Source organism: Thiobacillus sp. SCN 63-57, assembly GCF_001725555.1.
Classification (GTDB): Bacteria; Pseudomonadota; Gammaproteobacteria; order Burkholderiales; family Thiobacillaceae; genus Thiobacillus.
In genome coordinates this window covers 1-14,858 of sequence record NZ_MEGP01000023.1, presented here as the reverse complement: position 1 = coordinate 14,858, position 14,858 = coordinate 1, and the positions used below count along the sequence as shown (strand labels likewise).

11 protein-coding genes are annotated in these 14,858 nt (G+C 60.0%); 6 read left to right on the top strand and 5 right to left on the bottom strand.

Annotation, left to right across the window (positions count from 1 at the left end; translation table 11 throughout):
• Positions 1–6 precede the first annotated feature (6 nt).
• From pilQ to cysC, 6 genes are all read left to right on the top strand, one after another.
• Positions 7–2,319 (top strand): type IV pilus secretin family protein, encoded by a 2,313-nt coding sequence (gene pilQ / locus ABT23_RS10315; RefSeq protein WP_296634613.1) that lies wholly within the window; start codon positions 7–9, stop codon positions 2,317–2,319.
• A 107-nt stretch (positions 2,320–2,426) separates the two neighbouring features.
• On the top strand, positions 2,427–2,978 hold the full coding sequence (locus ABT23_RS10310) for a shikimate kinase (protein ID WP_296634611.1): 552 nt from the start codon (positions 2,427–2,429) through the stop codon (positions 2,976–2,978).
• A 33-nt stretch (positions 2,979–3,011) separates the two neighbouring features.
• Positions 3,012–4,229 carry a hypothetical protein gene (locus ABT23_RS10305; RefSeq protein WP_296634609.1) on the top strand — a complete coding sequence of 406 codons (1,218 nt, stop codon included), beginning with the start codon at positions 3,012–3,014 and terminating at the stop codon, positions 4,227–4,229.
• Entirely contained in the window at positions 4,226–6,538 is a 2,313-nt protein-coding gene (locus ABT23_RS10300; protein WP_296634606.1) for a VanZ family protein, read from the top strand. Before ABT23_RS10305 ends, ABT23_RS10300 begins: the two co-directional genes overlap by 4 nt.
• Positions 6,525–7,487 carry an acetyltransferase gene (locus ABT23_RS10295; protein WP_296634603.1) on the top strand — a complete coding sequence of 321 codons (963 nt, stop codon included), beginning with the start codon at positions 6,525–6,527 and terminating at the stop codon, positions 7,485–7,487. Before ABT23_RS10300 ends, ABT23_RS10295 begins: the two co-directional genes overlap by 14 nt.
• 3 nt (positions 7,488–7,490) lie before the next feature.
• Entirely contained in the window at positions 7,491–9,119 is a 1,629-nt protein-coding gene (gene cysC, locus ABT23_RS10290) for an adenylyl-sulfate kinase (RefSeq protein WP_296634600.1), read from the top strand.
• Positions 9,120–9,196: 77 nt separating this feature from the next.
• On the opposite strand, the gene ABT23_RS10285 is transcribed toward cysC, so the two are convergent.
• From ABT23_RS10285 to ABT23_RS10265, 5 genes are all read right to left on the bottom strand, one after another.
• Entirely contained in the window at positions 9,197–10,003 is an 807-nt protein-coding gene (locus ABT23_RS10285) for a PEP-CTERM sorting domain-containing protein (RefSeq protein ID WP_296634596.1), read from the bottom strand.
• Positions 10,004–10,266: 263 nt separating this feature from the next.
• Positions 10,267–11,721, bottom strand: a complete 1,455-nt coding sequence (locus tag ABT23_RS10280; RefSeq protein ID WP_296634594.1) for a sodium:solute symporter family protein — start codon at positions 11,719–11,721, stop codon at positions 10,267–10,269.
• A complete protein-coding gene (locus ABT23_RS10275) occupies positions 11,718–12,479 on the bottom strand; it encodes a hypothetical protein (protein ID WP_296634591.1) in 762 nt (253 codons plus the stop codon). Before ABT23_RS10275 ends, ABT23_RS10280 begins: the two co-directional genes overlap by 4 nt.
• Before the next feature lie 314 nt (positions 12,480–12,793).
• Complete coding sequence (locus ABT23_RS10270) at positions 12,794–14,197, bottom strand: DUF5666 domain-containing protein (RefSeq protein WP_296634588.1); 1,404 nt, start codon at positions 14,195–14,197, stop codon at positions 12,794–12,796.
• Positions 14,194–14,858, bottom strand: a 665-nt coding sequence (locus ABT23_RS10265) for a DUF6502 family protein (RefSeq protein ID WP_296634585.1), incomplete at its 5' end; no start/stop codon positions are given. The genes ABT23_RS10270 and ABT23_RS10265, both read right to left, overlap by 4 nt.

The window sequence follows — 14,858 nt, the reverse complement described above, 5'->3', positions numbered from 1 at the left end:
GCTGACATGAATGCATTGCCGAAAATTGCCCAGAAAATGACCCGCCACCTGTTCGGGCTCATCCTATTCACCGGTTTGGTGCTGCCGTTCACGGTGCGCGCTGCCGACGCACCGCCCACGGGCAATGCTGTGCAAAGCGTCGAAACCACGACCTTGCCTGGCGGCAAAGTCGTGGTACGCGTCAATCTCAAGAAGGCGCTGGCTGCCACACCGGCCGGCTTTACGGTCGGGAATCCGCCGCGCATCGCACTCGACCTGCCCGACACGGGGAATGCGCTAGGTCGCAACACCGTCGAAGCCAATCTTGGCCCGCTGTCGAGCGTGAATGTGGTGCAAGCCGGGACCCGGACCCGCCTGGTACTCAACCTGAACAAATCGGTTGAGTATGAAGCCAGCGTGGACGGCAAATCCCTTCTGATCGCCCTGGGCGATGTCGGGGCCAGTGCTGCGCCCGTGAATGTCAGCCCGCGTTTTGCCGAAGCGGCGGCCGATGGCGCGCGTCACACGATTCGCGACGTCGATTTCCGGCGCGGCGCGGCGGGCGAGGCGCGTATCGTGACGACCCTGTCCGACGCCCAGGCCGGGATCAACATCCGCCAGCAGTCCAACGGCGTCGTCGTCGACTTCATCGGCACCGAACTGCCCAAGGCCTTGCAACGTCGTCTCGACGTGGCGGATTTCGGTACCCCGGTACAGACCGTCGAAACCTATACTCTGGGCGACAACACGCGCATGGTGATCCAGCCCAAGGGCGGCTGGGAATACTCCGCCTACCAGACCGACAACAGCTTCATCGTCGAAGTCAAACAGAGCGATGACGCCCAGAAGAAAACGGCCGACGGCAAGGTGAAATACACCGGCGAGAAACTCTCGCTCAACTTCCAGAACGTCGAAGTGCGTTCGGTACTGCAAGTCATCGCCGATTTCACCGGCCTCAACATCGTCGCCAGCGACACCGTGACCGGCAACCTCACGCTGCGGCTGAAAGACGTGCCATGGGATCAGGCGCTCGATCTCATCCTGCAGACCAAGGGCCTCGACAAGCGCCAGAACGGCAACGTGATCTGGATCGCGCCCAAAGACGAATTGATGACCAAGGAGAAGTTGGAGTTCGAGGCCAAGAATCAGGTGGCTGATCTGGAGCCCCTGACGACCGAGTACATCCAACTCAACTATATGCGGGCGGATGATGCGCAAACCATGCTGTATGGAGCTGCCGGCGGTGCAGGCGGGAATGCGGCTGGAAATAATTCCGTGAACTGCTCCGCCCAAGCGGCAGGCCTGACGGGTTCGGCCATGCAGAACATGCAAAAAAGTCAGGCCGACAACGAACAGAAAATTCTCACCAAGCGGGGGCGGGCGACCTATGAACTGAAGACCAATACCCTGATAATCACTGATACGGCGCGCAAGATTCAGGAAATTCGTGAACTGCTCGCACGTCTGGATGTGCCAGCCCGCCAGGTGATGATCGAGGCACGGGTGGTCACCGCACAAAGTGGTTGGAGCCGAGATTTGGGTGCTAAGCTCGGGCTTGCTGCGATTAACCGTACTGGCCGCTACCAGACTGGCATTGGGGGCGCTCAGAGTGAAGCATCCGCCCTCACGCAAGGTTTCTTCCCGCAGTCATCGACGATGGGATCTGTTCCTAATCCGAGTGCAACCGATCCGTTTGCTCGGGCGCAAGTTCCTGTGTTCAACACTGGTACTAACATGGTCAATTTCCCGGCAGGAACCGGCGCAGCACAAATCGCCATGTCCTTGCTGGATGCGTCGACTGGAAATCTGCTTAGTCTGGAACTATCAGCGCTGGAAGCAGATAACCGCGGGAAAATTCTGTCCAACCCGCGGGTCATGACCTCCAACCAGAAACCCGCAGTGATTCTTAATGGCACCCAGATTCCCTTTATCACCCCCGGTTCGTCCACTGCTCCCGCAACGGTGACGTTCAAGGATGTATTCTTGTGCTTGTTGGTAGACCCGCAGATCCTCAACAATGATTCGCTCATCATGACGATTGAAATTCAGAAAGACAACGTTGACCCGACCGGAACCGTGTCTCTGGGGCAAGGTATTACGGCACCGGCCATCTCGACCAAGCGGGTCAAGACCCAGGTTCGAGTCAATAATGGCGAGACCCTCGTGCTGGGCGGCATATTCGACCAGACTGAGCTCAACAATGTGTCGAAGGTTCCTTTCCTGGGGGATGTGCCGATATTGGGCAATCTCTTCAAGCAGAAATTTAAACAGGACAATAAAACTGAACTGATTATTTTCATCACCCCGCGCATTATCGACGATCGTCTGTCGATACGCTAATCGCGGCTGACATCCAAAGCGCGGGCGTGTCCCGCGCTTTTTTTCGCCTTGATTTTTTGCGTTCGTTCAGCGCTATCCATTCGGCCGCTCTCAATTAGAATGGCGCCATGAGCAAGCGAGACAATCTATACCTCGTCGGGTTGATGGGGGCGGGCAAGACCACCGTGGGGCGGCTGCTGGCCAAGCATTATGGATGCGTCTTTTACGACTCGGACCACGAAATCGAGGCGCGAACCGGCGTCAAGATTCCGGTCATATTCGAGATAGAAGGCGAGGCGGGTTTCCGTAAACGCGAAGAGGCTGCGATCGCTGACCTGACAGGCTTGTCTGGCATCGTTCTGGCCACAGGGGGCGGTGCGGTCCTCTCGGCGGCCAATCGCGACAATCTGAAAAAAAATGGGGTGGTGATTTATTTGCGCGGCATGCCCGAGCATTTGTATGAGCGTACGCGGCACGACCGCAACCGCCCTTTGCTGCAAACCGAGAATCCGCTCGCCAGGCTGCGGGAACTGTTCAAGCAACGTGACCCGCTGTATCGCGAAGTGGCCGACATCGTGGTGGATACGGGCCGGCAGAGCGTGGCAGGCATGACCCGCGTGCTCTACGGCAAGCTGGATCTGCTTAAAAGCGGATTGCCTTTGCCTGACACGGCGGACTGAATGCGGCGGGCCGTCAGCGCAGCATGGCTTTGCTTGCTGGCAGGGACAGCGGCCGCAACGGATTACCGTGCGAATGCACAGGATTACCTCGATTATGTGCGTCGCCTGCAACCTGGCGACCGCTTACTGCTGGAGGCAGGCGATTACCGGCAGGGTTTGCCTTTGCGCCATTTGTCCGGCGAGGCCAACCGACCTATCGTCATTGAAGCGGCCTTGCCTGCTGAGCCGCCGCGTTTCCTCGCCCGGCCGGGCGCCAATACGATCAGTCTGGTCGATGTTCGCCATCTGGTATTACGCCACCTGGAACTCGATGGCCGTAATCAGCCGGTGGATGCGGTCAAGGCCGAAGGCCACAGCCACTATGCCGATTTCATTACGCTGGAGCGTCTTTACATTCACGACCATGCCGCATCGCAACAGAATGTGGGTATTTCAACCAAGTGTCCGGCCTTCGGCTGGGTGATCCGGGGGAACCGTATCGAGCGGGTCGGCACCGGCATGTACCTTGGCGACGCCGATGGTTCGGATCCTTTCGTCGGCGGCGTGATCGAGGCCAATCGGGTTTCCCATACGCTGGGCTACAACCTGCAGATCAAGCATCAAGCTGGCCGTCCCGCCGGCCATGCCGATCACTACGATACGGTGATTCGCTACAACGTCTTTTCCAAACAGGATGCGTTACCTGGGCCGCAGGCACGCCCCAACGTCCTGCTTGGGCATTTTCCGCTGGCCGGAGCGGGCAGCGAGGACCGCTATCTGGTCTACGGCAACTTCTTCCAGCACAATCCCAGCGAAGCATTATTGCAGGCGGAGGGGCGTGTGGTGCTCTACGACAATGTCTTCGTCAATGGCGATGGCGATGCGATCCATATCCAGCCGCACAACGATGTGCCGCGTGACATGGCTATTTTCTCCAACACCGTGCTGGCGTCTGGCACAGGCATCCGGGTGCGCCATGCCGTAGGCACGCCCTATCGCCAACGCGTGCTCGCCAATGTGATGGCCGCTGCGACACCTTTGCAGGGAGGGGAAGCGGCATACAACGTCGCCTTGGCCTATCGACCTGATCTACTGGACGTTGCCGTATCGGACCTGACGCCGGGCCTGTTGGGGCAATATCCGCAAAATAATCGCCTGCCACAAAACCTGGTTCGCGAGCTGGCTGTCTATCCTGACTGGCAGGCGACGGCGTATCCCGGCGCAAGCGTTTCATCCGCTTTGCAGCACACACTGGATTCATCCTGGCCATGAACGGGCGCGCGCAGTCCTCCACCAACCCGAGCGCGTTGCTGTGGCTGGTCGCACTGGGCTACACCCTGTTTGTCATCTACGGCAGCCTGGTGCCGCTCAAATTTCATGCGTTGCCATGGGATGTCGCCGTGGCCCGATTTGGGGCGATCCCGTTTCTCAAGCTCGGGATCGGGTCGCGTGCCGACTGGGTTGCCAATCTGTTGCTGTTCATTCCGCTGACCTATCTGTGGATGGGTGCCATGACAGGCGGGAGCGGCCGCCTGCACAACCTGTTGGCCACACTGGCGTTGATTCCCGCTGCTACTGCATTGAGCATCGGCATTGAATTCACCCAGCTGTTTTTCCCGCAGCGCACGGTGTCGCAGAATGACATCTTTGCCGAAACGCTGGGCGGTTTCATCGGTGTGCTGGCATGGTGGATGACAGACAGGCGGTTCGTCGACTGGTTGCAAGCCTGGCAGCACAACCATGCTCGTGCCGCACTCGCCGAGCGTCTGGCCTGGACATACCTGGCGGGTGTCGTCGTTTACAACATCCTGCCGCTCGATCTGACCATCAGCCTGGTCGAGATTTTTCATAAATGGCGGGACGGCATGGTGGTGCTGATTCCGTTTGGCGATTTGCCGCATGACCCGGCCACGGCCGTCTATGAAATTGCCACCGATGCGCTGATCTGGACGCCGTTGGCCTTGCTGTGGCGACTGGACGGAACACGCAGTGCGTGGCGCGCATGGGGCATGACGCTGGCCGCGGCGACCGGCTTGGAATTCGCGCAGCTGTTCGTCTTTTCCCGCGTCAGCGATGTGACCGACATTCTGACGGCTTCGCTTGGCGGCGTGCTGGGCAGTGTCGTCGGCGGACGTCTAGCCAAACGTGAAGCACATGACAGCGCGCCGGTGCAGTGGGGGACCTGGCTGCCTTTTGCGCTGGCTGCAGGGTGGATGGGGGTACTGCTGTTCGTGTTCTGGTTTCCCTTCGATTTCCGTACCGACGGCGCGTTCATCAAAGACCGGCTCGACTTCGTACAGCGGGTACCGTTCGAGGTGTATTACTTCGGCACCGAATACCGGGCCATCACCGAAGTCTTGCGCAAGACGTTGTTCTTTGCGCCGCTGGGCGGGCTGCTGGCATGGGGTGTGGCCCGCCAGCCGTGGCGCTGGCGGGCCACACTATTTGCGGTAGCCATGCTGGTGCTGGTCGGGATGCCTGCGCTCATCGAATTGGGACAGGTGATGTTGCCGGAAAAGATCGCCGATACCACCGACTGGTTGCTGGCCTGGCTGGGCGGGCTGGCAGGCTATGGCGTGGCACGCCGCATCTTGCGGGCGCCCCGGCATGTCACCATGCCACGGGATTCTCATCGCGCGGAGCCCGAATCCCCGGCCGCACCCCCGGCGACACGGATGCGCTGGCAGATGCCGCTTGTCCTGGGCGGCATGGGCGTACTGTTCTGGGGCGCCGCCCACGCACCCTTCGTACCGTACAACGTACGCGAACTGCTGCGGCAGGATAATGCCTGGCTGTCGGCGTTGCTGCTCGCGGTGGCGTGCTACTGGCTGGCCGTCTGGCCCGTGTGGCTGGCGCGCCGGCCGGTGTCCGGCCTGGCCCGTCTGGCGCAATTGCCCCTGGGTCTGCTGGTGTATGGCGCCATCGCTTTTTTATTGCTGGATGCGGCCGTGCCGGATGAGAGTCTTTTCGATCTGGCCGGCAGTCCGGTGCTGGGCTGGTCCGGGCAGTGGGAGCTCGGATTGCGCTGGGTGGCGTTAGCCGCAATACCCGGTACGTTGATCTATCTGGCTGCGCAAACCGTGCGCCGCTGGCGCGGGCGGCGATTGAGCGCCCTGCATTTCTGGGCGGCGCTTCCGGTCTTGGGCCTGGCCTATTGGGGCGTGGTCATCCAGGCCGATACCGACAATCTGGTCGAGTTGATGGCTACGCCGCAGCCGCTGGCTTTTACGGCCTTGAGTGCCTGGCTCTATATTGTGTTCCTGGCATCTGCCCTGCTCGCTTCGCCTGCAATGGGCGCGCAACGCATTTTGCGGCTGGTCAGCCCACTGGTTTCGTTGCCCCTCGCTGCCTTGTTCCTGCACCTCGGACTGGCCGGCACGATCGACAAGTACGGCCAGCAATTCTCGGCCCTGCAGTTCCTGCTGAGTACCGACCGCCAGCATTACGCTGCGATGCCTGTCATCTGGCTACGTTACAGCGCGTTGCATGTGCTTGTCATTGCAACGCTTGCCTTCATACAATGGCCGCACTTTCGCGCCGCTCAACGGCTTCATGCCCATACCCGCCATGCCTCTCATTGACGTTTTCAACGGCGACGCCGACGGTCTTTGCGCACTGCACCAGCTGCGTCTCGCCGATCCCGCCGATTCCGAACTGGTGACCGGCCCCAAGCGCGATATCAGTCTGCTGAAACGGGTTCAGGCCTGCGCAGGCGATCGCGTCACCGTGCTCGACATCGCCCTGTCGAAAAACCGTGACGCGCTGGACCGGATTCTCGAAGCAGGGGCAGAAGTACGCTACTTCGATCACCACCAGCCGGGCGACATTCCCGTGCATCCCCATTTCGAGCCGCACATCGATACCGACGCCAACATCTGCACCAGCCTGCTGGTGAACCGCTACTTGCAGGGCCAGCATCTGGCGTGGGCGGTCACCGCCGCGTTCGGCGACAATCTTGCCGATGCGGCACGACAGGCCGCCACTCCACTGAACCTGTCGGCTGACCAGTTGGCGCAGCTGCAATCGCTGGGCGAATGTCTCAATTACAACGGCTATGGCGAAACGCTCGACGACCTGTTTTACGACCCGGCCGAGTTGTATCGCCAGATGCGTCCGTTTGCCGACCCCTTCGCCTTCATCGCCGAGTCGGCCGCCTATCGAACGCTGAAGACCGGCTACCAGGAGGACATGACGCGCGCCGTTGCCCTGGACGCGACTGAAGCGCGTGCTGCCGGGCGCATCTTCATGCTCCCCGCCGAGAAATGGGCGCGGCGGATTTCCGGCGTATTCGGCAATCAACTGGCAGTCGAGTCTCCCTCGCAGGCGCATGCCGTGCTCACGGCCAAGCCGGGTGGTGGCTATGTCGTCAGCGTGCGTGCGCCGCTGGTTGCCAAGTCCGGCGCGGACGAGCTGTGCAGCCAGTTCGACACCGGCGGGGGGCGTAAAGGGGCGGCCGGCATCAATCATCTGTCTGACGCCGAGCTTGGCCGGTTTATTGCTACATTCTTTGCGATCTTTTCCCGGAGCTGAATCGTGAATCAACTGATCGCACCTTATGGCGGAACCCTCGTCAACCTGATCGATCCCGCGAAAAGTGCGGCCCTCAAGCAGGAAGCCCTGAGCCTGCCTTCGCTCGATCTGGACTGGCGGCAGCAGTGCGAACTTGAAATGCTGCTGACGGGCGCCTACTCGCCGCTCACCGGCTTCATGACACGTACGCAATGCGAGCGCGTCGAAACAGATAGCCAACTCGACGATGGCACGTTCTGGCCCCTGCCGGTCACGCTCGCCAGCAAGCAGAAAGCCGCCGCCGACCTGAAATCGGGGGATCGGGTGGCCTTGCGCGACGGCGAAGGTTTCATGCTTGCTATATTGACCGTCAGCGACGCTTGGGAAACTGGCGGCATCCGGCATCTGGGCGGGGCGATCGAGGGGGTGGCCCTGCCGCCGCATCCTGATTTTGCCGGTCTGCGCGCCACCCCGGCCGAACTGCGTGCGCTGTTTGTCCGGCGCGGCTGGCGGCGGGTGGTGGCCTGGCAGGCGCGCCAGCCGATGCATCGCGCGCAATTCGAATTCTGTCTGAAAAGTGCGATCGAAAACGAGGCCAACCTGCTGCTGCACCCGCAGGTGGGTGGGGATATTACCGAGGCGCCGGCGTACTTCGGCCTGGTGAGAAGTTTTCTGGCCATCCGCGAACGCTTCCCGGCTGCCACGACCCAGTTGTCATTGCTGCCGGCTCCGCCGCGCGAGGGAAGCGCCCGCGCCCTGCTGCTGCGCGCCATCATTGCGCGCAACTACGGCTGCAGCCTGCTGATCTCAGGCGGAGAGCATCAGTCTGACGGTGATTGCCGGCGGGGTGAAGACCTCATCCATACGCACGCTGACCTGCCTGTGACGGAACTGGCCGGGAAAATCGGCGTGCGTTTCATCGCCTATCCGCGCATGGTGTATGTGGAAGATCGTGCCGAGCATTTGCCCGAACCCGAAGCACCTGCCGGCGCGCGTTTGCTCACCCTGAGCGGCGAGGAATTCCAGCGCCGCATGCAGACCGGGCTGAAAATCCCCGACTGGTACAGCTTCCCCGAAGTGATTGCCGAATTGCACCGGCAGAGTCCGCCGCGCGAACGCCAGGGCTTCACCGTGTTTTTCACCGGCCTGTCCGGCGCGGGGAAATCCACCCTGGCGCGCGCGCTGGCGGCACGCCTGATGGAAATGGGCGGACGCTGCGTCACCCTGCTCGACGGCGACATCGTGCGCCGCCATCTTTCATCCGAGCTCGGCTTCACCAAGGCGCACCGCGACATCAACGTGCGCCGTATCGGCTTTGTTGCATCCGAGATCACCAAGAACCGCGGCATCGCCATCTGCGCCCCCATCGCACCGTATCGCCAGACCCGCCGCGACGTGCGCAGCATGATCGAGGCGGTCGGCGGCTTCATCGAGATCCACGTCGCCACCCCGATCGAGACCTGCGAATCGCGCGACCGCAAGGGCTTGTATGCCAAGGCGCGTGCCGGTCTGATACCCGAGTTCACGGGGGTGTCCGATCCTTACGAAGTACCTGAGAAGCCTGAGTTGGCGATCGATACGACTGGTCTGGGCATTGATGAGGCCGTGCAGCAGATTCTGCTCAAGCTGGAGCATGAGGGGTACTTGCGTTAACTCGATGCATTGCACCTGATCCAAACAAAACGGCGACCCTAAGGTCGCCGTTTTGTTTGTTGCCGGGAGTGTGCTGTTCAGGCAGCCTTGCGACGGCGCATGGTAGCCAGACCAGCCAAGCCGATGCCCAGCAGGGCCAGGGAAGCGGGTTCGGGTACCGAGCCACCAACCGAGCCTTTCGGGACCGAGGCAAAACGCAGGGTGCCGCCGGCAACCAGGAACTCGCCGAAGCCATCACCGAAGAACGTGACCTTCGAGAAGAAACCGGACGAATCGATGGCACCGATGAAGTTGGTGAAACTTTGTGCTGCTGCATAGCCAGGGTTGTCGGTGGCGGTCAATGCATTGGCAGGCAGGGTGGCCGCGCCGCCATCGAAAGCAATCCACAGACCGGAACCTTGAGCCGGTACGCCATAGGTCTGCTGGATTGATAGGGGTCGCGTGCCGCTCATGCAGCAGGTGGCCCAGTCACCGATTTCGAAGCCGAATGCATTCACAGGCGAACTGAAGGTGAAGGTGAGGCCGGAACCGAAACCGGGAATCGGATCAGAGCCGCTGGAAGAAGGGCTGATGTCCCAAGTGTCTCCCGACAGAGAGACGCCATTGCTGCTATAACCGCCGCTGGGAAAGGCAGCTGCACCGCTTGACGTGCGCGTTACAGACACAGTTGCCGCGTTGCCGTCCTTGTCAATGTAGTTGTAGGTGCTTTGACCGTTTACGACTTGTGCCGTCACGACTGTCGAACCGGTGCCGGTGATCACATTGTCAAAAGCGGTAGAAATATTGCTTAGCGCAGTATTGACAATCAATGGGGCAGCGTTAGCGCTCACTGCCGCGAATAGGGCCGTAGCGGCAAGGACGCTGGCCAGAGCTGTTTTTTTCATAATACGACTCCTTGGTTGAAGTGGACTGATCCGCAAAATGGTGCTGCAACTAGGTTAAATATGCTTAAACAGGCGGCATATCTAATTGCCAAGGAGTAAAGCACTCTTTGTGCCAACGAACGATTTTTTTATAAACTCCTTTTATTTCAAACTGATAGGAGAATTGCCCTGATGCCGGTATGGCCAGGGACGTTGAACATGTAAATTTTTTCGACGTGGAACGGGTTGCTGAATGTTTAGGAGGTCACCTGATGCAGGTGACCTTATGCCATATGTCTAGGATGGGGACGGCGGCCCCCAAAAAATTCCGGCTTGAGCGAGCCGATCACCATGCCCGTCAGGCTCGCGAGAAAGCCCGCAAACTGCGGCGGCAGCAAGGCCGAGCCTTCCGGCAGCCAGATTTCCATGGGCAGCCAGACCGCGAGGCCCAGGGCGATTGAAAGGTAGGCGCCTTGCTTGCAGGCGCGTTGCCAGTACAGGCCTGAAACAAGCGGGACAAAGGCGACCACGAGCGTGATCTTGTAGGCGTTTTCCACCATCTGGTAAATGGTGGCGTCGGAATACAGCGCAAACGTCGTGACGATGGCGGCGAACCCCACGACGACCACGCGCATGGTCAGGAGCAGGGTCTTGTCGTTGTGGTGTGGCAGGTAGGGCTTGATGATGTTCTCGGAGAACGTGACGGCGGGCGCCAGCAATGTGCCTGAAGCCGTGCTCATGATGGCCGAGAGCAGGGCGCCGAAGAACATGATCTGGGCGAAGACGGGCATGTGGTTGAGGATGAGCTGCGGCAGGATCATCTGCGAATCCTTGTCCAGCAGACCCGAGACGAGGCCGGGGTCGATGAGCGTGGCGGAATAGGCGATGGTGAGCGGCACGAAGGCGAAAAAGAAGTAGAAGCTGCCGCCCATGACCGAACCGGCGACCGCGATGTTTTCACTCTTGGCGGACATCACGCGCTGGAATACGTCCTGCTGAGGGATGGAGCCGAACATCATGGTGATCCAGGCGGCGATGAAGGCGATGACGTCCTTGCTGTTGGCGGCTGGCCAGAAGTTGAACTGCCCTTTCTGCGCGGCATGCTGGACCACATGACCGAGTCCGCCCGCCATATCCGACGCCACATACAGGATGTACAAGAGACCGACGACGATGATGCTCATCTGGAAGAAATCGGTCAGCGCCACCGACCACATCCCACCATAGAGCGTGTAGAGCAGCACGATGGCAGCGCCGATGAGGGTGCCCTGGGTTTGCGTGATGACGCCTTGGGACAGGATGTTGAATACCAGGCCGAGCGCGGTCATCTGGGCCGATACCCAGCCCAGATAGGAGATGATGATGGCCACGCCCGTGATGACTTCCACCTTGCGGCCATAGCGTTTGCGGTAGTAGTCGGTCAGCGTGAGAAGGTTCATCCGGTAGAGCTTGCGGGCGAAGAACAAGCCGACCAGGATCAGGCACATCGAAGAGCCGAAGGGATCGGACACGATGCCGTGCAGGCCTTCGTTGAGGAAGGTGGCGGGAATGCCGAGGACGGTTTCCGAGCCGAACCAGGTGGCGAAGACGGTGGCCGTGACGATATAAATCGGCAGATGACGGCCCGCCACGACGTAATCCCGGGCGGTGTGGACGCGCGTGGCGGCGTACATGCCGACGCCGATGGAGATGACCAGATAGAGGATGACGAAGCCGATCAGCATGGTGGGCAGAGTCAAAAACGATGAGAAAGAATGAACCCTGAACCCCAGTCCGGGCTGGCCCGGCTGAAGCCGCCTACCGCATACAGATTCAGCTTGTTGGCGGTATTCAGGCGATAGCTGAGGTAAAGCATGGCCTCGCTGATGGGGCCGCTGGTTCGGGTGACGGCTTGTTGCCAGTCGTAGCTGCCCCCCAATGACAGGGACGGTGTGACGCGATAATCGGTGCCGACCGACCCCAGCCAGACATTGCGATAGTTGATGGCTTCAGGATCCCCTTTCCACTTGTATCCCAGGCTGACAAAGGGGGTCCATTGATTCTTGATGGGTTTGAACAGCTCGGCCTGCAGGGTGTAATCGTTCTTGCCGGTTCCCAGGGATTTTGCCGTGCTGGCGGTGCCGAACTTGATTTTTCCACTGATGTCGAGCCACACCCACACAGTTCGTTCGTCCACAAGGTTATAGGTGGCGGTGGCTGAAATATCGCCCATTCCCTCGGAAATCGCTGTGGTCCGTGACGTATTGAGCGGGTCGCCTTCCGGCGTGACATTTCCATCCCCCTTGACGCGGAGCCAGGCCGTCGACAATCGCAGGCTCCAGTCGTCGGTACGATATTTCAGGCTTAACGGCAACGCCCATGTTTCGGTCTTGGTTTGGCTACCGTATTTACCGGATGAATAATCGAATCCCAGATTGGCGCTGAATTTTCCGTCGGCGGCCTGGACGGGCGAGCAAACTGCGGCCAGTAGCGTGCATATCGGGGTAATAAGGCGCATGGCAACCTTTCAAGCGGGTGGCCGAGATTTTAATGGAGGAATGACCAACTGTGCGTTGGCAAGGGCGGGCTGTTTCGATGCGAAGACACTATTTAGCTGATTGCCATGTCGTTCACGCCCGCATGTTTATCCGGGTAGAGCGTTCTAGAACGCCCTGATTTAGGCAGGACGCATTCCGTGAATCCTCGGACCAACGTTGCCGTTTTGACAAATACATCCGGGGGGCCGCCCAACGCGGGATGCGGGGCTTGGCGTAAATCCAGCAAAGGATTGCGATGCCAAGCATTAAAAGGTCTTGGGATCGCTCAGGCATATCAATCGTCGCGCTCGGGGCGTTCAATCCGTTCAATTCTCTCCACGCGTTCGACTTTTTCCGGGCGCTCGATTTTCTCGGGTCGCTCGACTTTTTCCGGGCGTTCAACCTTCTCCGGGCGCTCAACCTTTTCTGGGCGTTCGATCGTCTCGACACGTTCAACCTTCTCAGGACGTTCGTTGGCTTCAACCCGTTCAATCTTCTCCGGACGTTCGAGTTTTTCGGCTCGTTCCGATGAGACCGGGGAGTCTTGTTTTTCTGGCTGCTCGACACCTTCCCGAGTCGATGACTCGTTGCTCGCGCCCGTATCGTGTTCCGGCTCCTGAGGGAACGTTTTATCGTCCTGGCGGGAATGCCTGGAGGAGGAGCCTCCCTCCTGGTGTGGCTTGTCGAAACCATGTCCAGGGAAGGATTGCGCCTCGACCTCGCGAGCATGGAGCTGGCCATTGGTACGGACGGCGTCGACTATTGCCCATCCCCCGGCACGGGGAGGGGCCTGTTTGATCCGGGTTTGCGAATCGAGCAGGAAGTGCTGGCCGTTGATGTTGATTCCCGACTTGTTGGCATGGCCCACCCGCCCCTGTATGACGACGCGGTCAACCGGCATGTCGCGCTCCTCACGTTCGAATCGGGTGACCTGCAACCGGCCTTGCTCATAGCGGCCTTCGGCGCGAACGATGTCGCCCGGCTCGAGTTTGTGCAGGTACCCCTTCAGCACGACGCCCTCCACCGTCAACTCGCCTTGCGCGTTGCGTTGGACTTCGCCGCTGAGACTGTCGGGCGTATCGTCCGGCACAACATCCAAACGCGTGGCGATAACGTGTCCACGCACACCCGCAAAACCGCTGACGGCGACTTTGACGCCTGGGACGAGGCCATTCGGTAACACTGCATTGGGACTCAGGCTGATATTGCGTCCTTGCGCACGTATCCCATCCAAACCGAGCTGCTGCAATGGGGAAACCAGCAGATGTCTGACATGCAGGCGCTGGACGGAGAGCTGGCTGCCTCGTCCCTGTGCGCGCACACGCACGACCTGGCCTACGCGCAGGTCTTTGGGAGAGCCCGACTTGCCCTGGATCATGACAGGCGTAGTCGGGAGGTAATGCAACTCCAGACCGTTCACGCAGATACTGGCGAATCCAGTGATGACCCCGTCAACTTCAACCGTGTGTCCCGTACCGCCGCTGCCGCTGCCGTCTCCGCCTGGCTTTCTGTAAGGGGACAGGCCGGTCCCGCCCTGTCCAGTCCCATCAGTTCCTTCGGGTCGGAAGCCGGTACCGCCGGCACCATTGCCATCGTGCATGATGGGCGAGCCACCTGACTCGCAAGGATTGGCGGCATGAAGCGCCGGGGCCAGCGTGAAGGCCAACAACCCCAGCAGGGCCTGGTGCCAGAACTTCATGGTTTGGTGCCCAATTCTTCCTGTTCGTCAGCCTGGAAATAATACTGGCCGTAGGTCACCCGGTAGTGAGCCTGGGCATTCTGGTGATCGCGTTCCTGTAGTTCCATTGCTTTCTGGCTAAAGGCCTGCATCACTTGGCTGGAAAGTTGGCGGGCATAGGCGGACAGAATCAGGGTCGAATCCTTGCTCAAGCGATCGTAATAGACACTTCGTTCCAGCAGCGGAGGTTCATTGAGGCGGGTCAGATTGTGCGTGCATGCGCCAATGTGATCGTGCACGTTTTTACCGAGGTAGAACAGTTTCTCGTCCAGCCCGTGGCTCGGGATGAACGCATCCGTAAGCAGCATGACACGGCCGAGTTCGTCGATCTGGGCGACACCCAGCCGGAGCCATTCGTCCAATACCGCGCGCGGCCGAATGTCCTTCGTCACTGAGCGCACCAACGATTCAAAACTCATGGCCCCCCCGGTACTGGCGAGCCGATGCAGAGGCAAGGGGCGGCCTTTGTTGTCCAGGTATTCTGGATAGGCTGTCCAACGGGCTACGATTTGTGCGCCAATGGATACGGACAGCGGGGGTTCGTCGTGGCCACTGACGATCTCATTACGCAGCCGTTTGACATCCATTCGGTGAATGCCTGTGAGCAGGCTGACCCGGCTAT

Excerpts from the sequence above, each read along its gene's own strand:
- ABT23_RS10270 (WP_296634588.1), bottom strand. The coding sequence starts at position 14,197 with ATGAAGTTCTGGCACCAGGCCCTGCTGGGGTTGTTGGCCTTCACGCTG.
- ABT23_RS10300 (WP_296634606.1), top strand. The coding sequence starts at position 4,226 with ATGAACGGGCGCGCGCAGTCCTCCACCAACCCGAGCGCGTTGCTGTGG.
- ABT23_RS10285 (WP_296634596.1), bottom strand. The coding sequence starts at position 10,003 with ATGAAAAAAACAGCTCTGGCCAGCGTCCTTGCCGCTACGGCCCTATTC.
- pilQ (WP_296634613.1), top strand. The coding sequence starts at position 7 with ATGAATGCATTGCCGAAAATTGCCCAGAAAATGACCCGCCACCTGTTC.
- ABT23_RS10295 (WP_296634603.1), top strand. The coding sequence starts at position 6,525 with ATGCCTCTCATTGACGTTTTCAACGGCGACGCCGACGGTCTTTGCGCA.
- ABT23_RS10310 (WP_296634611.1), top strand. The coding sequence starts at position 2,427 with ATGAGCAAGCGAGACAATCTATACCTCGTCGGGTTGATGGGGGCGGGC.
- ABT23_RS10275 (WP_296634591.1), bottom strand. The coding sequence starts at position 12,479 with ATGCGCCTTATTACCCCGATATGCACGCTACTGGCCGCAGTTTGCTCG.